Source organism: Paenibacillus brasilensis (assembly GCF_009363115.1).
In the GTDB taxonomy this organism is placed as follows: Bacteria; Bacillota; Bacilli; order Paenibacillales; family Paenibacillaceae; genus Paenibacillus; species Paenibacillus brasilensis.
The window spans coordinates 3,774,042-3,795,036 of the sequence record NZ_CP045298.1 but is presented as its reverse complement, the minus strand read 5'-3'; the positions used below and the strand labels follow the sequence as shown (position 1 = coordinate 3,795,036).

Genomic DNA, 20,995 nt, shown 5'->3' with positions numbered 1-20,995 from the left:
TAACCACAGAACAGTTGTAAGCGATTTTGAAGTGATGTATAGTACAATACACACAAAAGGAGCGTGGACAGCATGGGCAGGAACAACAGCGAATTACTCTTTTCGACGACCGATCAGGCCTTAAAGCTGTATGAACAGGTCATTCACTATGTAAATGTGCGGATTGATCGCGGGGACTGGCCAGCCGACGTTAAATTGCCGTCTGTGCGAAGCTTGGCTCAGGAATTGGGTGTGCATCGGTTAACCGTCTTCCGGGCATATCAGGAGTTAAAGCAACAGGGACGTATTTATGTAAAGGATAAATCAGGGTACTACGCTCATGCTTCCCATGCAAATACATTGAAACCATTAGCCGCCTACTCGGAACGTTCATCCACCAAACAAGGCTTACACTCGGAATCTGCCTACGCGGCAGACGATCCGTCTGTTTCCGCCTGGAGGGGAATGGACGGGCTTACCCGTGTCCAATCTGTGAACGCCGATTTCCAATTTTCCAAATCATTAATTGATCCCTCCCTTCTGCCTAACCGATATTGGGGAGAATTAATGATGCAGGTTTTTGAAAAGCATCCGAAAGTGGCGGCTACCTATTCTTCTGTACAAGGGGATGCTGAACTGCGTGATGCAATGGCCCAGCATTTTAGTGCGGATAAGCATTTTGCCTTATCAACAGACGAAGTACTGATTACCTCCGGCGCACAACAAGCCATTGATTTAATTTCCCGATCTCTTCTGCGTACAGGGGACCGTGTATTAATCGAGCGTCCTGCCTATGGCCCCGCTATGGAAATATTCCGTAGACAAGGTGCACGTCTGACTACAACTGATATTCGCCCGGAAGGTTATGATATGGATCAGATTGAATGGTGCATGAAAACAGAAAAGCCGCGTCTCTTTTATATGAATCCGACATTTCACAACCCGACCGGCTTTACGGTACCCGATGAGCAGCGCAAACGACTGCCTGAACTGGCCGAGCGCTATGGCTGCCTCATTGTCGAGGATGACAGCACCTATGACATCAGCTTTGGGCAAAAGCCCCCTTCCCCGATTTTTGCCTATGATATCTCGGGAAGCGTCGTCTACATTCGCAGCTACAGCAAATATGTAGCACCCGGTCTGCGCATCGCAGCCGTGACCTGTCGACGTCAGCTTATGGCCAGCCTGCTGAGCGTCAAAGCGTTGGTGGACAATGGATCGCCACTGCTGAATCAAAAGTTGTTTTTACAATACTTTCAATCTCCACGTATGCAGCAGCATATCAAAAAGCTATGTATCGCGCTCCAGATTCGCAAGGAAACGATGGAAGACAGTCTCCGCGAATCAGGCTGGACATGGACCAGCCCGTCAGGGGGACTCAACCTGTGGCTCCAGCTGCCTTTTGCGTTGAAGCCCAATGAACTGCTTGCCAAAAGCATAGAAGAGTCCGTCTCCTTTGTACCGGGGAACGTATTTGATCCCGTTGGCGCGGAGGGTAAAACGCATGTGCGGCTGTCCTATTCATACGCCAACGAGCAGCAAATCAAAGAGGGCATCTCCAGACTACTCTGCATCAGTCGGTCGATGTAATGGAAATTGCTATTCCAACGGCAGACTCATGCCGGTTTGTGCCAAGCAAATCCCTTCCCGAAGCCCGTAGTTGCGTGTGACATCCACATCATGGGACATATGTGTAAATACCGTACGATCAGGCTCAAGCCTGCCTATAAGCTCCTGAGCCTCGAGCATGTCATATACCGAGCGGGTCGAATACTCGGCCTCCTCATGATAAAAGCTCGTTCCCAGCACGAGCAGATTCAGATTATGCAAGGGCAGAATCTCTGCCTCATTCAGTCCAATCGAATCGGAACAATAGGCCCACGAGAAACCATCCTTTTCCAGTCGATAAGCGTAAGCATATCCGTTCTTCCCGTGATTTACACGCCAACCTCGGATATTCCACCCGGCAAGCTGCGCTCCCTGATCGACAGGGATAAGGTCCAGATGTCCAGGCAGCCAGGAAAATTGACGCAGAATTGTGTCAATCACTTCCTGTGGAGCATACAAGCGGCCTCTATTCCCGGTCCAGCGACAGGCATCTGCCCATTCCGGCAATCCTCCAATATGATCAAAATGCGCATGTGTAACGAGGATCGTACGGATAAAGCGAAGCCCCCGTAATTCTAGCTGTCTGCGCCAGTCCGGACCACAATCAATCATAAAGTCCTCCGTATCGCTTTCGATCAGCACAGATGATCTCAGCCTTACATTCGCCCCAGTCGAGCGTGCCTCTGTGCATACGGGACAATCACAATATACACGCGGAACACCCATTGCATCCCCCGTGCCAAGAAAAATAAGCCGATTCATGAATTAAACTCCTATCTATCTGAATGGTTGTCGTATTACTATTATAGCGAACACACCGATTCTGCGTAAATCGTCTGCGTAAATTCTTCCACCTCCAACGCCAAAAGGAGCATGCCCTAAGCCCTGAAATCAGGCCGGACATCCCCTCATGCGTAATTATTCTACGTTTAAATCACTATAGGCATTGGATCTTTCTTCAGGCGATTTTCCACCATCCAGCTCGACTGATCATTATACAGATAGGCCCGATGTACCAGCACTCGCACCTGCTGACCAGGCTCCAGAGTAGACTTCTCCAGCGAACGGTACGTCATAAGCCGTTGATCTCCGACCTGCACTTCAACCATCCATTCACTTCCCCGGAAATGCAAATGCCTCACTATGCCTTCTTCGGTCGCTGACAAAAGCGCAAACTCTTCACTTGGCCCGACATCAATATACTCCGGCCGGATCAAGGCACGTACTCCTGATCCAGCAGCTTCCTCGAAGCCCTTAAGGCTGGACGCTTGTTCAATCACTGTCGACTCACCAATAAAAGAAGCAACGAACGGTGTCCCCGGCTTTTTATAAATATCCCAAGGCGTTCCCTTCTGCTCCAGCCTTCCTTGATTAATAACCATAATTTCATCCGCTACCTCAATCGCCTCATCCTGATCATGAGTGACGAAAATGGAGGTAATGCCCACCCGCTCAATCAACTCCCGCAGCCAGCTTCGCAGCTCTTGGCGAATCTTGGCGTCAATGGCCGCAAAAGGCTCATCCAGCAGCAACAATTGAGGCTCCGGCGCCAAGGCACGCGCAAAAGCAACCCTCTGCCGCTGCCCACCTGATAATTGATGCGGATAACGATGCTCGAAGCCTTTGAGTCCTGTCAGCTCGACCAGCTCTGTGACTCGCTCTTTGATATGGGCTTTGGAGCTTTTTTTCACTTTTAGACCAAAGGCAATATTATCGTACACGCTCATGTGCTTAAACAAAGCATAGTTTTGAAAAACAAATCCGATTCCGCGCTCCTGCGGGGCCAGTTCATTCACTCTTTTTCCGTGAAAATGAATCTCTCCGGCATCTGGTTGCTCCAGCCCTGCCAAAATGCGTAAAATGGAGGTTTTTCCGCCACCACTCGGACCGAGTAAACCAATCAAATGGCCCTTCCGAATATCAAAAGATACGTCCTTTACCGCATGAAAATTACCGAAATGCTTGTTTAATCCCTTTACTTCCACATGCATATCCGTACACTTCCTTTCCGCTTCTGAACCTGTTCAGGAACAGCAGCAGCCTTGCTTTTCGCAAAGCGCGTACCTCATTTGAGATCATTTAATTAATCCAATGTATATACTATGTTTTTCTTATGTGATACTTTATCAAAGGAAAGCTTTTGTCGTCAACTCTATATATTAGGTTGAGAGCTAAAAGGGTAAAATATGAAGAAGAAAGGAGATGAAATCATCATGCTGCATACTTTAGAGTTATCTACTACACGGCGAGATGAAATACGTGATATTACACGTGAGGTTGCTTCATTGATCGAAAAAAGTGGGGTTCAACACGGAACCGTACTCATCTATTGTCCACACACAACGGCCGGAATTGCCATTAATGAAAATGCTGACCCGGATGTCAGACATGATGTGATACTAAGACTGGATGAGGTTTACCCGTGGGAACATCCCCAATATCGCCATATGGAGGGAAACACGGCGTCCCACCTTAAATCCATCACAACAGGCCCCTCTCAGACTGTCATCATCCATGATGGAAGGATGCTGCTAGGACGCTGGCAAGGAATTTATTTTTGTGAATTCGATGGACCACGCAGACGACAATACTATGTAAAAATCATGAAGGGCTGACGGCCATAAAGAAAAGACGATGATGTTCTCCTCCTGGATTCATCATCGTCTATTAAATTCTTAGTCGCTTTCGCAAAGTAACGTAATGATTAGTCACCGTCTTGAAGTGCAAATACCCAGAAAAGCACCCTATAAGCTCATGGCCGAGGCGTATGATTGCAGGTACGCTCATAGGTGTCTACACAGCAGCTTTACATGTGCTAAAGCAGCAGGTCTGATTTCTTCAAAGGTTAAACCATCTTGGATATAAAATGACACAAAGCCGTGCATGGATAAAAACAGACTTTTCGGTACCCACGAACAATCTTCCTCCGAGTGTCCCTGAACACTCAATTCCTGTAGGATCATAGACGCAAACAATTCCACACAACGGTTTTGCTCTGTGCGACAATATGCAAGCAATTCTTCATCGTGCATCATAAACATAATTTCGTACTGATATGGATTTTCCAAGCCAAAACGGATGAATTCCAGCATCAAGTACTCCAGTCTGCTCAAGCCGCCCTCAGGCGTACCTGTTGCTGATTGCAGCAAAATTCCACGCAATGTATTAAAATCCTCAATTACAATGGCGTAGAACAGTTCAGCCTTCTCTTTAAAATGATAATATAACGAACCATGACTGTAACCCAGATGCTGGCCAATGCTGCGCATTGAAATCGCACGGTAGCCCTTGGTAATAAACAAGTGCCTGGCCGCTTCCAGAATCCGCCCTCTTGACAACTCCTGTTCCACTGCTCTTCTAGCCATATTATTTATTCCCCTTCAATAAAGTAAAGCTGCTCTCCCTCCGACACAAGTGATTGCCCCTGTGTCAAATCTGTTATCCAGTTGCTGAAGGATTCAGCATCACCAGCCAGCGGCAGACAGGTTAACGTAACTTTATCCGTAAAAATGGTTTCTCCAGTACGGATGCTGCGATTCCGCAATTCATTTTCCACTTTACCCAACCAAGTATAATCTAATTCCACAAAAATTTCACGATGCAATACACGCGTAATCGCATCGCCTGCCTCGATTGCTGCAACGGCACCGTCTGAGTATGCACGAATCAGACCTCCTGCTCCCAGCAATATACCACCAAAGTAACGGGTAACGACAATCGCCACATTTTTCAGCTTCTGATTACGGATCACCTCCAAAATAGGCTTTCCAGCCGTACCACTTGGTTCTCCATCATCCGATTGCTTCTGGATTTCGTCTCTTTCTCCAATCATGTAAGCTGAACAATTGTGGGTTGCATTCCAGTGCTCTTTTTTGATGCGTTCTATGAAAGCCGTCGCTTCTTCCTCGGTATGAACAGGCTGGATATGACCGATAAAACGGGATTTACGGATCACAATTTCCTTGCTGCCGGAACCTCGTACGGTTCGGTATTGTTCCAACATATTACGTATACCCTTCCTTACTTCATTTTACAGGAAAGCAGTCCCCCGCTTCTGGCAGCCGGTGAACTGCTTTCCTGTACTTTATCTGAGGCTACAACCTATAACCCCCTGCTCAAAACCCTGCTTTGGGTCAGAGATTATAGTTCCCTTATTCAGACAATCTCGCTTCAAGCTCAGCTTTTTCTTTTTCGAAGCCCGGTTTGCCCAACAAGGCAAACATATTTTTCTTGTACGCTTCTACGCCCGGTTGATCGAACGGATTTACACCCAGCAAGTAGCCGCTGATGCCGCAAGCTTTTTCGAAGAAATAAGCCAGATACCCGAAGGAGTAAGGGCTCAGGTCAGGAATATTTACAATCAGGTTCGGTACTTGTCCGTCTGTGTGAGCCAGCAACGTACCTTGGAATGCTTTTTTATTTACAAAATCCACGGTTTTGCCTGCCAAGAAGTTCAGTCCATCCAGATCATCCTGATCTGCCTCGATAGTGATGTGGCTAGGCACATTTTCGACTTGGATAACTGTTTCGAAAATGTTGCGGCTGCCTTCCTGAATGAATTGTCCCATGGAGTGCAGGTCTGTCGAGAAATCAACGGACGCAGGATAGATGCCTTTATAATCCTTGCCTTCGCTTTCGCCGTACAACTGTTTCCACCACTCGGATACGAAATGCAGGGAAGGCTCATAGTTTACGAGAATTTCAATGGCTTTACCTTTACGGTACAGAGCGTTACGAACGGCTGCATATTGGTAAGCCTGGTTCTCAGCTACGTTCGGGTTGCTGTATTCTTTGGATGCGTCTGCCGCTCCTTGCATCATTTCCTCAATGTTAATGCCGGCTGTAGCAATCGGCAGCAAGCCTACTGCTGTCAGTACAGAGTAACGGCCACCCACATCATCAGGAATAATGAAGGATTCATAGCCTTCTTCGTTAGCAAGTTTTTTCAAAGCGCCGCGTTCTTTATCCGTTGTTGCGTAAATACGTTTGCGCGCTTCTTCTTTACCATATTTTTTCTCCAAAGCAGCACGGAATACGCGAAAAGCGATAGCTGGCTCAGTAGTCGTACCTGATTTGGAAATAACATTGACGGAGAAGTCTTTTCCTTCAATCAGTTCCAGCAGATGATTCATATATGTAGAGCTGATGTTGTTGCCTGCGAAATAGATAGCCGGACCTTTGCGTTGTTCTTTAGACAATGCATTGTAGAAAGAATGCGACAGCATCTCAATGGCAGCACGTGCTCCAAGGTAAGAACCACCAATACCGATGACGATCAGTACTTCGGAATCGCTTTGAATTTTAGCAGCAGCCTTTTGGATGCGCGCGAATTCTTCTTTATCATAATTGGTAGGCAGGTCAATCCAACCCAAGAAATCGGAGCCAACACCTGTTTGGTTGTGCAGTTGCTCATGAGCCAATTTGATGGGTTCTGCAAAGTAATCAATTTCGTGCTGACCTACAAAGGAGAGTGCTTTAGTGTAATCAAAAATAACTTTTTTAGACATGTTTGGAACCTCCTGTTTGGTATTACTAAGACCATCAATACGAACATAAGGACTTAGGAATAGGATACTTTAATTTGCAGGGCCTGACAAGCTTGCGTTACCTGTATGTCGTGTGCCTTGACAGACCCCGGTGTAGATAGGGTCGCATACCCATGCTACAATAAATTGAGATCAACCTGTTAAACATTCATTTCAAGCCGATTTCGCATCTTATCGGACAGTATCCTCCAACAAGAAAGGTGATTAGCAATGAAAAACATCGGATTTATCGGACTGGGCACCATGGGCGCCCCGATGGCATCCAATCTGCTGAGGCAGGGATTTGGAGTCACGGTTTATAACCGTACGGCTTCACGCTGCGAGCCACTGGTAGAACAGGGCGCTCGTACAGCTTCAACGCCTCGTGAGGCAGCTGAAGATCAGCAACTGGTCATTACCATGGTCAGCGATGATAGCTCAATTCGTGACATCTATTACGGTGAGGACGGCGTGTTTGCCGGTCTCACGCCCGGCGTGACCGTGATGGATAACAGCACGATTTCACCTGAGCTGGTCAAACAGCTTGCTGCTGAAGCGGACAAGCTGGGCTGCTCCTTCATTGATGCTCCTGTAACAGGTAGCAAGCCTGCCGCTGTTGACGGAACACTCGTGTTCATGGTCGGCGGAGACGCGGACGCCATCGCAGCACAGTCGGACGTTTTTGATGCCTTGGGTAAGAAGGTGCTGCATATGGGACCAAACGGCAGCGGAGCTGTAGCCAAGCTCGCTCATAATACGATGGTCGGCATTAACAACCTCGCTCTGGCTGAGGGCTTCGCTATTGCCGCCAAATCCGGTATTCCGGCAGACAGCTTCCTTGAGCTGGTTCAGCTCGGATCGGCTGGCAGCAAGGCTGCGGACCTGAAGGGACGCAAAATCATCGAGCATGATTTTAGCAACCAGTTCTCACTTGCCTTGATGCTCAAGGACTTGAAGCTTGCTTCCTCCTTGACCGATAGCCTGTCCATTCCGACACCCATGCTGGCCATTGCCAAAAGCCTGTTTCAAGCCGGGCAAACGCAAGGCTATGGTGACGAGGACTTATCCGCTGTCGTGAAGACATACGAAGCATGGATTGGCCGCACCATTGGTGGCAAGCCACTCGAATAAGCTGCACTTTTCTTCGCAGTTATACGCTAGCATAAAGGGTAAGCACACTTGGCTTGAAGTCGTGTGTTCTTACCCTGTTTAGCTGTTTATTCAGGGTAAGAACAGCAATAATCAGTCACACTTCGTACTTCAAGTTTGAACGAGGACTGCGCAGGTACGTGGAACGTTGCCGTTCCCTGTATTTCCAGCCATTCCTCAGTACCTGGAAGCAATACTTTCAGATCCCCTGCCAAAATCTCCATGATCTCGCGGGAATCCGTGCCGAATTCATATGTTCCAGGCAGCATAATCCCCAGTGTAACCTTACTGCCGTCACCCAGGATGACTGTACGGCTTGTGACCTGACCGTCATAATATATGTTTGCTTTTTTAACTACGCTGACTCCATCAAACTGTGACATTTTTTATCCCCTCATCTGCTCATCAATGGTTGAATGAATATTGTGCATCATAACATAGATTTGATTCCATATTCAGTAAGAAAATACACACTGCATCGCCGTATCCTATACACTGGATTTTCAAAAATGATTTCTTACAAAACTCGGTTGTATGAAACAAACAGCCGTAAGCCTATCTCAGATTACGACTGTCTGCTTGACATGTTGTTTTATTTCAACAAAGCTTTCACGCGGCTAACAACATTCTCTACTGTAAAGCCGTATTCCTTAATGACGCGGTCGCCAGGAGCGGATGCGCCAAATGTGCTGATACCAAGAATATCGCCTTGGTCGCCAACATATTTTTCCCAGCCCAGTGGGTAAGCCATTTCCACCGCCAAACGAGCCTTCACTTCAGGCAACAGAACGGAATCTTTATAAGCTTTGTCTTGTTTTTCAAACAGATCCCAGCTTGGGAAGCTGATGACACGTACTTGGATACCTTGCTCCGCCAGTGCTTCCTGTGCTTTAACAGCCAGTTGTACCTCGGAACCTGTAGCCAGAATTTGAGCAACCGGCTTGCCGTCCTTCGCATCTGCAACGATATAGGCACCGCGTTGGATCCCTTCACGTGCATGCTCAGCAGTTGCAGCCAGAATTGGCAGGTTTTGACGAGTCAATACCAGTGCAACCGGATTCTTCTTGTTTTCCAGCGTGTAAGCCCAAGCAGCAGAAGTCTCATTGCCATCTGCCGGGCGAATGACCGTCAGGTTCGGGATAATGCGCAGGGAAGCCAATTGTTCAATCGGCTCATGGGTAGGACCATCTTCACCTACAGCAATACTATCGTGAGTCAGAACGTAGGTTACAGGCAATCCCATCAGAGCTGCCAGACGAACGGCCGGACGCAGATAATCCGTAAATACAAAGAATGTACCGCCGAATACTTTTACGCCTCGATGCAGTGCCATACCGTTCATCGCAGCAGCCATACCAAATTCGCGGATACCGAAATAGATATTACGGCCGGCATAGTCTTCTGGCGTAAAGTTCGTCAGATTGTTCAAATGTGTCATCGTGGAGCTTTCCAGATCGGCAGATCCGCCTGTCAGGAAAGGTACGTTTGGTGCCAATCCGTTGAGTGCATTACCAGAAGCTACGCGAGTCGAAACAGCTTTGTCTCCAGCCGAGTATTTAGGAAGATCGCGGTCCCAGCCTTCTGGAAGATCGCCGTTGATTGCTGTTTCGAACTGGGCTGCCAAATCAGGATGAGCCGCTTTGTATTTCGCAAATTGTTCATCCCATGCTTTGTTCGCTGCGATACCACGCTCTTTTACTTTTGCAAAATGCTCACGAACCTCTTGCGGTACATGGAAGTCCTCTTCGTATACCCACTTGTAAAATTCTTTAGTTAGCTTGGCTTCCTCTGCTCCCAGCGGAGAGCCGTGAGTACCGCCGTGTCCGCCTTTACCTTGTTTGTTCGGGCTTCCGTAGCCGATGACTGTCTTCACTTCAATCAATGTAGGACGTGTGGAATCGCCTTGCGCTTCTTCAATCGCTTTTTGGATCGCTGGAAGATCGTTGCCATCCTCTACGCGCAGCACTTGCCAGTTGTAAGCCTCAAAACGCTTGGCAACACTCTCGGAAGAAGACAGGTTCAGCTTACCGTCCAGTGTAATATCATTGGAATCGAACAATACGATCAGCTTGCCCAGTTGCAGACGCCCAGCCAGTGAAGCAGCCTCGTGGGAAATACCTTCCATCAGATCGCCATCACCGCAGATCGCATATGTGAAGTGATCTACAACTTTAAATTCATCTTTATTGTATGTTGCAGCCAGTTGAGCTTCAGCCATTGCCATACCTACGGACATGGCCAAGCCTTGTCCCAGTGGTCCTGTCGTAGCATCTACACCAGCAGTGTGTCCAAACTCAGGGTGACCTGGTGTAAGACTGCCCCATTGACGGAATTGCTTTAATTCTTCCATAGGCAGATCATAGCCGCTCAGGTGCAGCAAGCTGTACAGAAGCATGGAGCCGTGTCCTGCAGACAGTACAAATCGGTCACGGTTAATCCATGTAGGATGATCCGGGTTATGATTCATTGTTTTAGCAAAAAGTTGGTAGCCCATTGGTGCGGAGCCCATTGGCATACCAGGATGTCCCGAGTTCGCCTTCTCGATGGCGTCAATTGCCAGCGTACGAATAGTTGTGATGGACAAATTGTCGATTGTGGAGTTCTCATCCTTTTGAATCGCTTGATTCTGGTCAGTCATGGTTTGCCTCCTCATATTGTAAAAAGTATACCAATTGCATTCGGTCATGCCCTCCAATACTACTGTCCGATACCGAAGCCGTGTTTCTTGGAGTGAGTGAATCTGCTTGAATGTTTCAATATGACTTATACATTCTTAAGTATTGTACCATTTGCCGTGAAGGTTTGCCAGATTGTTTATAGAGATGGTTGTCGAAATGTGGCACAGAGTCCTTATATCAATATACCCGTTATGTATTAACCTCATTTAAAAAATGATAAAATCACGAAAAAATATCACAAAAAAACAAAGCCCGTCGAAGTGACAGGCTTTGTTTTTAAAAAGTGTATACTCAAAAATTTTTCTCTAAATTTTATGATTAATTAAAAACGACCGTTTTGTTCTCATGAACCAGAATTCGATCCTCCACATGCCACTTTACGGCTCTTGCCAAAACGACCCGCTCAATGGTACGACCAATTCGTTTTAGCTCATTTACATCGTCTCCGTGGCTTACCCGCTGCACGTCCTGCTCAATGATCGGGCCACCGTCCAATTCCACGGTTACATAATGCGCGGTAGCGCCAATAATTTTTACCCCGCGATTATACGCTTGGGCATAAGGCTTGCCACCCACGAATGCAGGCAGAAAGGAATGATGGATATTGATAATCCGGTTGCGGTAGTGCTCAATAAACTTGGGCGAAATAATCTGCATGTACCGCGCCAAAATAATAACATCAATGTCGTCACCAATGACCTCCAGTTGACGGCTCTCCGCCTCTGGTTTGGTATCAGGTGTTACCGGAATATGATGATACGGAATACCAAACGATTCCACATACTCCTTCATATCCAGATGATTACTAACCACCAATGCAATATCTGCGTCCAGATCCCCGGCCTGCCATTGCCACAGCAGCTCTACCAAACAGTGATCCTCCTTGGAAACGAAAATGGCTAGTTTTTTCTTGCGGCTGACCGCAGAAATCGTCCACTCCATACGGAATTGCTCAGCAACAGCGACAAAGTCCTGCTCCAGCTGCGGCTGGGCTGCACTCAAATTCGGCAGATCAAATTCAACCCGCATAAAAAACATTCCGCCGGACGGGTCCATTGTATATTGGTCAGATTGGACGATATTGGCCCCATGCTCGTACAAAAAGCGGGACACAGCCGCAACAATCCCCGGCCCATCAGGGCAGGATACAAGCATACGTGCGCGGTTTTCATGTGCAGATAAAGTGCTGTTTGAATGTTTTACGTGAAGTTCCATGTGGCTACTAATCCCCCTTGGCTTATACTGTCACTGGCAAATGACTGCCGGCAAACCAGGCAATCAGCCGTTGATTAATATGTTCTTCGCTCAGCTCTGGAAACAGGGCTACCTCCGTGATCATGTCATACAGACGCTCCAGCGGCTCACGTGGATCGGCTTTTCTCGCTTTGGCATCATTTTTCAGCAGAGTCCAGGTGTCCAGCACAAATTTTCGTACATCCACATCCTGCTTTTTGAAAAACGAATGCAATTGCTCGACCTGACCCAAAAATTCATCTCCAAAGCGCTCCTTCACATTTCCGCGAAGCAAAGCAATTTCAACCTCATACATCGGGCGCTGCGTTTTGGCTTCCTTTCCGATCCACGGCGTTTCCAAAATAAATGGACGTCCTTGAAGTGCCTCATGATGTACCACATTATGAATGGTCTGATAGCCAATCCAGCCCGATCCAATCGGAGTGTGGCGGTCTTTACGAGCGCCGACTGGATTTTTGCTGTCATTGATGTGAACCACTGCAATGCGATTCAAGCCAACAATACGGTCAAATTGCTGCAAAACACCATCCAGATCGTTCACGATATCATAGCCCGCATCATGAATATGGCAGGTGTCCATACAAACCGTAAGACGCTCGTTGTGCTCCACTTTATCTATAATGGAGGCAATTTCCTCGAAGCTGCGTCCCATTTCGGTACCCTTACCCGCCATCGTTTCAAGTGCAATATTAACATCTGTCTCCTTAACGCCGTTCAGTACCTCGTTCAGGCCATCCGCAATACGCCCAATTCCGTACTCTGCATCCTTATCGGTAAAAGCACCCGGATGCAGCACAATATTTTTCACACCAATCGCGTGTGTGCGACGAATTTCCTCCTGAAGAAAGCTAACCGCCAGCTCATAGGTATTTTCTTTATAGGAACCGAGATTAATGATATACGGGGCATGCACCACGATATCCTCCATCCCTTTTTCGGTCATTAACTGCTTGCCCTCTTCCAAATACATAGATTCCATCGGCTTACGACGCGTATTTTGCGGTGCCCCCGTATATATCATAAACGAGCTGGACCCGTAAGAAGACGCTTCTTTTGTAGCACTGAGCAGACCCTTGTCCGAGAAGGACACATGAGAACCAATTTTCAGCATGATCCTGATTCATCCCCTTATCCTTATTATCCTGTTATGCTTGTCTTAATTTAATTTAATCATTTTAACGTGATTATTGAAATCAAACAACATGGCTTTTATGACAGCCCTATCGAATGTCTTTCATTGGGAAACGTTTTTTTTCTTAAAAAGGGTTATATTCTATAACATATATATTTTTGCGAATCGGAAGGAGAGCTTGCTCCATGAACATCATCGTATGCGGAGGTACTGGGTTGGTAGGGAATGCGCTGGTCAAAAGCCTGCTGGGCGACGGATACACTGTGAAGGTCATTACACGTAAGCCGCTAGAAGGTCACGAATCGAGCCCCCGCTTGCAATACATGAGCTGGAACGAATTGAAACAAAGACCTGAATTACTGGAAGGCACAGATGCGGTCGTTAATTTGGCAGGCGAAACGCTGAATCAACGCTGGACGGACAAGTCCAAACAAAGAATTCTTCAATCACGACTGTTGTCGGTTGCCTGGCTGGCTCAGGCACTGAATACTCTGCAAAGAAAACCGGAAGTCATCATTCAGGCATCGGCTGTTGCCGCATACGGTACTTCCTTGACCGAAACGTTCGATGAGACTAGCCCGCGTCGTTCGAAAGATTTTCTTTCTCAGGTGGTCGAGCAATGGGAAGAGGCCGCGGGCGCCTATCCATCCGATTCCCGTTTAATTAAGCTACGCATCAGCCTCGTGCTGGACAGAAAAAAGGGGGCGTTTCCACTTATGAGATTGCCCTACAAATTCGGATTCGGCGGCAAAATAGGCAGCGGTAATCAATGGATGAGCTGGATTCATATTGAGGATATCGTTCGTCTGATCACGTACTGTATCCATACGACAGAGATCGTCGGGGCAGTAAATGCTTCGTCACCACACCCGTTGACAAACGACCAGTTTGGCAGAACCGTGGCTCAAGTGTATCATCGTCCACACTGGTTTGCCGTTCCCGGCTTTCTCGTTCAAAAGCTTGTCGGTGAGATGAGCACCCTTGTATTGGACGGGCAAAAAGTACTCCCGCGCAAAGCGGTGGAGCACGGATTTAAGTTCAACTATCCTTCACTGAAGGAAGCGCTGGAGAAACTCCACTCTCCTCCAAAGCAGCGCTAAAATTAAAAGAGGAACTCTATGTGGCGGCATCTCATCAGCTCGGAGTTCCTTTTTTAGACATGATCTATTTTCATACAAAAAAATTTAATTTAATTAATACGAACCATAGAACCCTTCTTTATTTCTTGAATGTGTTCTGATTCCTGTACAAACACTAGGACGAACTTCTTGTAACGCCTCTTAACTTATCCCTTCAGCTATCCTCTCAACTATTTCCTTATCAAAATCATCTAGTTCAGCCATTAAAAGATCATATTGTTTTATAGATTCAGAGGTGTTCAATACTCGAAGTACTGCAATACTGTAGTGTCCAAGAGTATCAATACCAAATAGCTTGTTTACTTCCGGATCTCTGAACTGGCTAATATACTTCAATTTTTCGATAATTTTTTCGTTGCAGAGCTTCTTTTTTGCTATCTGACTCATAGCATTCATCATAACCTGGTTATGATGAATATCCAGACACTCCACTAATTTATCGTCACTTATCTTTCCCTCTCGTATTTCTTTTGATAAAGTGAGTAGATTCATTATACACTCTCCATTCAATCTAGTTTAACTGGTCCAAAATTCTCTAAAAGATACTGCCGTTCACTTCTGTAATTGCCCCAGAGATGTTCTGCAAGCTCCTTATTTCCAATCCTCTCTGCTTCTTTTATCTCCACCATATAAGCCCTAAGCTCCATGATAATTCTATTTTTGAATTCATATGTTACATCCAAACTTGGAAATCCTTTAGCCTTAATGGTTGTCATAATTTACCTCGGTTCAAGTTCGTTATGACATGATAGCATTATTCGAATTTATGGAAAATCGTCTCAATTCCTAATTGTTAAAAGAAAGAGTGTTTCTTTATACCTGTATCAAAAGGCTCAGCTCTGAGTGTCGGCAAATAAACATCAAAGAAGCCCAATACTTTAAATGGGCTTCTTTTTCTTCTATACATAAATATATTACCCTTCACCTTAGGAAGCATCGAAGGATTTAGCAGAGTCCTGCCGATAAGTGTAAGACACTCCGGCAATTTTAAAAGTGTCTCCCTCCTTCATAACGTACTTCTTGTAAGGCACCATCGACTCTCCGTTCAAAACAGTTCCGTTTGTCGAGGACAAATCCTTGACGATGTGACCTTCTCCTTTTGCATCCATACAAAGCTCAATGTGAGAACGGGATGCCCCCTCTGTATTGTCTACAAACTGAACCAATTGCGGATCTCTTCCGATGAAGAAGCTGCCTGCAACGAACTGATCTGGCTGCAACCGAATGCACTCGGTCGCTCCACTTCCTGGTGCTTTGCGCTCCAGACAGGCAATCGGTGATTGTTGAACGTGTAGAATATGTGTCTCTTGGTTTGCACGAAGCAGCACCGTTTCTTGCCTGGATGCTGTATTTAGTAGCTCCGTTACACCAGACAGAGACTTATAATAAGCCTCGCTGGTTTCACTGGCTTCCAATTCATTTGCCTGAACTGTGCCATTCCTAGGTGATTCGTGTAAGTCATAACGTGCAGAAGCCATCCCACTATCCTCAGCAACTCGGCTTCCTGTTCTCTCAGACTCCGGGTCAGAAAAAGACCATCGCCAGCTTTCCTGTTCTTGATCACTTGGATTGGAAGAGCGCTTATCCTTATTCTGACGACCCGCTATAAATCCGGTCAGCTTATCCACCTGATAGCGGTCATTCTTCCGCTGAGCCGGCGTAGCAGCTCCTAACCATTCTGAATCCAATACAGGTGCTGAATCAGTGTAGATATGAGACGAAGCGCCCTTGCACCCCCATTTTCCCGTCCAGCTTATATAAGCGACCACAGCAAGTACCACAGTCAGCACAACGGAAATGATCAACGGCCCGATCTCAGAATGATCCAGATAAATGTAACGCCACACGATGGCCGAAGCGAGCAAACACCCGAGAGCAATGTACGTTTTATATTTTTGCAATGCAGGCTCCACCTCTTCCATTTCGGCGTTTACCTCTGTACTCTCCTCTGGCTTCACAGAATGCTTGAGCCGATTAATCCGTTTAAGCTCCTGAATTTCCTGCAAAGTCTCCCGCTTCTCTTGTCCGTACACTCCTCCACGTTCTGAATGATGGTGCAATGAGGACAGTCCATCACGCTTTCCTTGAGGCTCATTTGGGAAATAGGCATTTCTATTATGAATTTCTTCTATCCCCTCATCTTGAGCACTAAAGCTCTCTGAACTAGCCTTCATCCCCTGCAAAAGCAGCTCCTTCAACGATCGCAATTCAAACTCATTTCTATCACATAGCTCAAGTATGCATTGCATATTTTCTCCCTGAAAGTGAGCCACACGAGTCATCAAACGAATAATCATCTGCTTAAATTGACTGCCTGCTTGTCCTTCATACAATACACTCTGTAAAGGAACATAGGTTAAACTGACAGCTTTTCTTGAACCAGAACCGTCTATAAAAATATAATCCTCATGCAAAATAAACTGCCTTATATCTAGCATATATTGCGGGCTGCGATGAAGAGCATCTACCACTTCAAAAAGAATTCGATAAAACTCAGAAGCCAAAACGCCTCCGCCCTTCCATACCTGAGAAAGCATGCGTTGACCTGAAATATCGTAATGCAACTCAACCTGGAAATCGACTTCCTTTATTCTTAGTTCCAGAAGACCAGGAATCCGATTACCAGTCATCATTCCGGTTTGCACGGAATTTAAATCATCAGTCTTGAGTCCGCCTTCCTTATTTAAAACCATAAATGTCCCGCTGTTCCGGACAAAATCCCTGCTTAAACCAAACAATTCATGACCTCCTTAGCATTTTCCCGCTCCCTATAAGGCAGCATGATCCATCCAGGCGGGCATGTCATGGCAAAAAGTAAAGATAAGCACTGATCGCTCCCGGAATGACTGCGGTCATAAATGGAAACCTGAGATGAGCTTCTCTCCCACTGGTCAACGCCTTGCCGCTGCGAAACAGGAAAAATCCTCCCAAATTAAAAGCAACGCGCCGCAGTCTCATGATGGCTTCCCTCCGCCATAGCAGGATGCCCACACCAATAATGCCTGCAAAAAAAATTGAATATAGAGCCGATTGCCACGCAAAAGCAGCACCTGTCCAGGCACCGATTAGGCCAAATAGCTTTACATCTCCTGCACCTACTGCTCCTATCCAATACAAAATCAGCATGAGGCCAAATCCTGTCCCAAGTCCAGCAGCAGCAAATAAAAAACCATGCCAGCTTCCTAACAGCGTATTAATCAGCAAACCTGCGACCATGCCGGGCAGCGTAAGCTTATTAGGAATTTTCATACTCCGTAAATCGGTGACCAGCGCAATCACCAGTAAAACTCCACATACAATATACATCCAAGTCAATGCCACCTTCCCCCTCCCCATCTATTGTCTACTCTACGGAAAATGGAACCTCGATACGTTGTCCATCCTCCGTTTCAATCACAAAGCTCCATTGACCAGGTGTCGTGTTTGTTCCCACAAACCAATTCCATTCAATAATTCCCTCGTCATTAGCTGAGGTCCAGCCCAAATGCTGGGCCGTGCTTTGACCCGACTTATAAAGCACAGACAGATTAGCAGTCGTTCCGGGTTCAATCTTGGCCCTGATTAAATTGTACACACCCTTCACGGCAGGCTCTGGCTTGACCAGCAACTGTATGGCATGCTGTGTATCCTTATCACCTGCAGCATCTCCTGTACCTGTTCCCTCTCCTGTGTCGCCGATCCAAAGGCGTTCCTCTGCTGCCGCCTGAAGCACTATGCTGCGATACAAAAATGGGACCTTCATCGGTAGTTCATAGGACAGCTCTACCCTAAAATAAGGGTCTTTGGTTCCTGTAAGAGAAGGCACATGCACACTCGTTACATGAATACGGTCATACTCAAGAATACTCTCCTCCATAAAAGGCTTTAGCATCGGCTTTAGAACAGGATCGAGTGATGCTTCCGTCAAGCGCCCCCGCAGCTCATTCAGGGGCTTTCGACCGACCTGTACAGCGCCTTCTACCCAATCGCCAATCGGAGATGGCAGTTGCGCAGCAAATTGGCTTGCATATTCACTCATAGATAACTTGGGTAATTCATCCAGCGGCTCACGGGCTGTATCCATCTTGGCGGACGCCGCATCTATCGCCAGAGATACCGGATAGATTTTAGCGGAAACCTGCTTAACCGCTTCTGAAGCAGTGGTCTGCAAGGCCGTGGATACCAGCGTCATCTGAACCATATAAATGAGAAAAACAATAAAGAACAGGAACAATGGCAACACCAGTGACGCTTCTAAAACAATACTTCCTTGTTCACGCCGTTTCTGTCCACGAACCCGCTGTAGATACCGATTAATAGGAAAAATGCGCTGTTTTCGTAACATAGTACACACTTCCCTTAATACTCTCACCTTCCTTTGAGGCAGTTCCGAGCATCTTCATTACCCCAGGTAAAAACCACAGCCGCATCCCGCTCTTGACCTCACCCTTTGCATACGTTTGCCGCTCAGCAGGATTGACCTCTGTATTTAGGCGGATCAGAGCAAGCATATGGGACATCTTGCGTTCATTATTGCTATGAAGCATCAGAAACAACCGCAAATGATCCTTGTACGTCATTCGAAACTTCAGAAAATCAGACAAAGGCACATACCCCTTTTGCGCCAGCATAATCATATCTTCAATCGCCTTTTCCACCCCATATAACAAAGCTGCCGCCAAAACGACCAACGGATTTCCCTTTGAGCTATTTTTGACCAGTCCCTCCATCGTACGTATGGCAAGTCTCATTGCGAAAATTTCACCATAAGCGGATGCCAGATTACCCGTTGAATTATGGAACCCGTACAGGATGTACTCAACCTCCTGATTATTCACCTCCAGTTGATCACCCAAAATCTGTGCTGCCTTACCCACATTTGCACCTGATCCAGCCAAACTGCCAAATCGGCTAAAATCCACATGATGATAGTAAGAAAGCGTATATTCGTTCTGGTAAAATTCATCCCCCAGTCGAGTCAGCAAGCCGGATGCAGCCCTATATAGACCGTCCATACTATCCATGGAGGCCCCTGCCGCATCATAGGTGTCATAGGATAAATCAGCGGTTACAGATGAACCGGACGTAGACTGATTAAATGCAATACTTTCATCGTAATACCGCTCCAGCTTTTGGAACTGTTCTGCACTTTGTTTACCTTTGGAAAGAACCTCAATGATGCGATACGCTTGCTTAAGCTTGTTTTTCGCCTCTTTTTCCATTTTCTTGCGTTCTTTGTCAGGTCCGCGTCGCGTGTCCAGCATTCTGGCTTCACTGTCGAGTACATTGGCGGCTCCCGACCAGACATACGCATTCAAGTATTTGTCTATCTCCTTGAGCGCTGAGGCGACTTCCTGCTTGAGCATATCTGCATTCAGAAATGGGTCTGTATAAAAGGATAACGTACGCATCATTCCTGTCAGTCTGTTGTTAGCTGTATTAATAGAAGCACGTTGCTTTTCGATTTCTACTTCCCATTGCTCAAATTCCTTATCGGGAATCAATAGATCCTCCGCCTTTTGCCGGGCGCTTCCTACTGAGGGATCGGCGTTGGAGCCTTCTCCGCTGGGAGTAGGTGCAGCAGAAACCTCATCGTAGCCTGCATTAGCCGCTCTCTGCTTATACTGCGCAATGACTTTACGCATCTCTTCATTAATCTGCCGAGCCTCATTTAACGGCTCTTTGGCTTCCAGAAGCAACTTATCATGCTCTTCTTCAGCCTGAACCTTAGCCTGACGAAGTCGGTCAAGCGCTGATCTCGCTCTTCTTGAATATTTCTCCATCTGCATGATTTTAACGTCATCCACGCTTTTCTTATTATCCTCATATACATGCACGTAATGCTTGTATTGTGCAGCAATATCGGCTACAACCTCGAGTGGGTCCCAAATATACTGATTGGGTATATATACGCCCTGCTGCTTAATAATCCGTTTGCGAATCTCTTCCATACGAGCCCCAGCCTCACGCTGCTTCGCCAGCATGTCATCCAGCTTGGCCTCGCGTTGGTCATACAGCTTTTGCAGCCGTTTCAGTAAATCAACGGTATGAGAAGCCTCCTTCATATTTTGAGAGAGCGGCTTCAGCTTTTCGAGCACTTCCAACGTAAAATCGACAGGCGCTTTATACTTCATCTCTTCACGAATCTGCTCATTAAATATGGAATATTTACCAAGCTCCCTTTCCATCTGCAGAGAACTCGAATCCAGCTTCGTATTCATAAGCGGCAGCGTTTGCGCACGTGCTGTACGCTTAGCGCTGTCATTCAGCACTTTGACCATAATTTGTTCTCCGCCGCCTTCACCATAAGCAAACAAACCGTACTCCTGTTGCAATACCGGATCATAAGCAGACATCACTGAACGAACCGCCGCATGAGCCAGACGTTCGGTTTGCACATGCAGGGCTGCAATTCTCGCATAATCAATAAAGACAGCAATAAAACCAAACATGACCGCCAAAATTAAAATCAAGAAGACCGTGACAGCACCTGACTCGCTATCCTTTGTATTTCGTCCCTTTCCAAACACCCGCTTCCTCCTTTCCAGTCCA

The 20,995-nt window shown here is 46.7% G+C and carries 19 protein-coding genes; 4 read left to right on the top strand and 15 right to left on the bottom strand.

Going from position 1 to position 20,995, the window contains the following annotated elements; all coding sequences use genetic code 11:
• Positions 1 to 72: 72 nt before the first annotated feature.
• Positions 73 to 1,569 (top strand): aminotransferase-like domain-containing protein, encoded by a 1,497-nt coding sequence (locus GCU48_RS17990; RefSeq protein WP_152380953.1) that lies wholly within the window; start codon positions 73 to 75, stop codon positions 1,567 to 1,569.
• Positions 1,570 to 1,578: 9 nt separating this feature from the next.
• On the opposite strand, the gene GCU48_RS17985 is transcribed toward GCU48_RS17990, so the two are convergent.
• Both GCU48_RS17985 and GCU48_RS17980 read right to left on the bottom strand, forming a co-directional pair.
• Positions 1,579 to 2,349, bottom strand: a complete 771-nt coding sequence (locus tag GCU48_RS17985; RefSeq protein ID WP_025716217.1) for an MBL fold metallo-hydrolase — start codon at positions 2,347 to 2,349, stop codon at positions 1,579 to 1,581.
• 167 nt (positions 2,350 to 2,516) lie between these two features.
• A complete protein-coding gene (locus GCU48_RS17980; protein ID WP_025716216.1) occupies positions 2,517 to 3,578 on the bottom strand; it encodes a sulfate/molybdate ABC transporter ATP-binding protein in 1,062 nt (353 codons plus the stop codon).
• Between the two features lie 222 nt (positions 3,579 to 3,800).
• On the opposite strand from GCU48_RS17980, the gene GCU48_RS17975 reads away from it, so the two are divergent.
• On the top strand, positions 3,801 to 4,202 hold the full coding sequence (locus tag GCU48_RS17975) for a secondary thiamine-phosphate synthase enzyme YjbQ (RefSeq protein ID WP_152382202.1): 402 nt from the start codon (positions 3,801 to 3,803) through the stop codon (positions 4,200 to 4,202).
• 168 nt (positions 4,203 to 4,370) lie between these two features.
• Here GCU48_RS17975 and GCU48_RS17970 read toward each other — a convergent pair whose 3' ends face one another.
• From GCU48_RS17970 to GCU48_RS17960, 3 genes are all read right to left on the bottom strand, one after another.
• A complete protein-coding gene (locus GCU48_RS17970) occupies positions 4,371 to 4,952 on the bottom strand; it encodes a TetR/AcrR family transcriptional regulator (protein ID WP_152380952.1) in 582 nt (193 codons plus the stop codon).
• 5 nt (positions 4,953 to 4,957) lie between these two features.
• Entirely contained in the window at positions 4,958 to 5,590 is a 633-nt protein-coding gene (locus tag GCU48_RS17965) for a YigZ family protein (protein WP_025716213.1), read from the bottom strand.
• 148 nt (positions 5,591 to 5,738) lie between these two features.
• Complete coding sequence (locus GCU48_RS17960; protein WP_025716212.1) at positions 5,739 to 7,094, bottom strand: glucose-6-phosphate isomerase; 1,356 nt, start codon at positions 7,092 to 7,094, stop codon at positions 5,739 to 5,741.
• A 249-nt stretch (positions 7,095 to 7,343) separates the two neighbouring features.
• On the opposite strand from GCU48_RS17960, the gene GCU48_RS17955 reads away from it, so the two are divergent.
• Positions 7,344 to 8,243, top strand: coding sequence for an NAD(P)-dependent oxidoreductase (locus tag GCU48_RS17955; RefSeq protein WP_152380951.1), 900 nt, complete (start codon positions 7,344 to 7,346; stop codon positions 8,241 to 8,243).
• An 86-nt stretch (positions 8,244 to 8,329) separates the two neighbouring features.
• Here the strand turns inward: GCU48_RS17955 and ppnP are convergent, their stop codons facing one another.
• The 4 genes from ppnP to GCU48_RS17935 form a co-directional block, all read right to left on the bottom strand.
• Positions 8,330 to 8,644, bottom strand: a complete 315-nt coding sequence (gene ppnP, locus GCU48_RS17950) for a pyrimidine/purine nucleoside phosphorylase (RefSeq protein ID WP_152380950.1) — start codon at positions 8,642 to 8,644, stop codon at positions 8,330 to 8,332.
• A 209-nt stretch (positions 8,645 to 8,853) separates the two neighbouring features.
• Positions 8,854 to 10,899, bottom strand: coding sequence for a transketolase (gene tkt / locus GCU48_RS17945; RefSeq protein WP_152380949.1), 2,046 nt, complete (start codon positions 10,897 to 10,899; stop codon positions 8,854 to 8,856).
• A 358-nt stretch (positions 10,900 to 11,257) separates the two neighbouring features.
• Positions 11,258 to 12,154: a formyltetrahydrofolate deformylase gene (gene purU, locus GCU48_RS17940; RefSeq protein WP_152380948.1), complete on the bottom strand. Its 897-nt coding sequence runs from the start codon at positions 12,152 to 12,154 to the stop codon at positions 11,258 to 11,260.
• Positions 12,155 to 12,176: 22 nt separating this feature from the next.
• Complete coding sequence (locus GCU48_RS17935; protein ID WP_152380947.1) at positions 12,177 to 13,304, bottom strand: deoxyribonuclease IV; 1,128 nt, start codon at positions 13,302 to 13,304, stop codon at positions 12,177 to 12,179.
• Positions 13,305 to 13,510: 206 nt separating this feature from the next.
• On the opposite strand from GCU48_RS17935, the gene GCU48_RS17930 reads away from it, so the two are divergent.
• Positions 13,511 to 14,425 carry a TIGR01777 family oxidoreductase gene (locus GCU48_RS17930; protein WP_152380946.1) on the top strand — a complete coding sequence of 305 codons (915 nt, stop codon included), beginning with the start codon at positions 13,511 to 13,513 and terminating at the stop codon, positions 14,423 to 14,425.
• Between the two features lie 180 nt (positions 14,426 to 14,605).
• On the opposite strand, the gene GCU48_RS17925 is transcribed toward GCU48_RS17930, so the two are convergent.
• From GCU48_RS17925 to GCU48_RS17900, 6 genes are all read right to left on the bottom strand, one after another.
• Complete coding sequence (locus GCU48_RS17925; protein ID WP_025716205.1) at positions 14,606 to 14,956, bottom strand: hypothetical protein; 351 nt, start codon at positions 14,954 to 14,956, stop codon at positions 14,606 to 14,608.
• 14 nt (positions 14,957 to 14,970) lie between these two features.
• Positions 14,971 to 15,180 (bottom strand): hypothetical protein, encoded by a 210-nt coding sequence (locus GCU48_RS17920; protein WP_244315754.1) that lies wholly within the window; start codon positions 15,178 to 15,180, stop codon positions 14,971 to 14,973.
• Positions 15,181 to 15,390: 210 nt separating this feature from the next.
• Positions 15,391 to 17,202 carry a DUF6382 and FHA domain-containing protein gene (locus GCU48_RS17915; RefSeq protein ID WP_152380945.1) on the bottom strand — a complete coding sequence of 604 codons (1,812 nt, stop codon included), beginning with the start codon at positions 17,200 to 17,202 and terminating at the stop codon, positions 15,391 to 15,393.
• 64 nt (positions 17,203 to 17,266) lie between these two features.
• On the bottom strand, positions 17,267 to 17,779 hold the full coding sequence (locus tag GCU48_RS17910) for an A24 family peptidase (RefSeq protein WP_152382201.1): 513 nt from the start codon (positions 17,777 to 17,779) through the stop codon (positions 17,267 to 17,269).
• Positions 17,780 to 17,807: 28 nt separating this feature from the next.
• Positions 17,808 to 18,788: a TadE/TadG family type IV pilus assembly protein gene (locus tag GCU48_RS17905; protein ID WP_152380944.1), complete on the bottom strand. Its 981-nt coding sequence runs from the start codon at positions 18,786 to 18,788 to the stop codon at positions 17,808 to 17,810.
• Positions 18,757 to 20,973 carry a hypothetical protein gene (locus tag GCU48_RS17900; protein WP_152380943.1) on the bottom strand — a complete coding sequence of 739 codons (2,217 nt, stop codon included), beginning with the start codon at positions 20,971 to 20,973 and terminating at the stop codon, positions 18,757 to 18,759. The genes GCU48_RS17905 and GCU48_RS17900 overlap by 32 nt, the downstream gene beginning before the upstream one ends.
• Between the last annotated feature and the right edge of the window lie 22 nt (positions 20,974 to 20,995).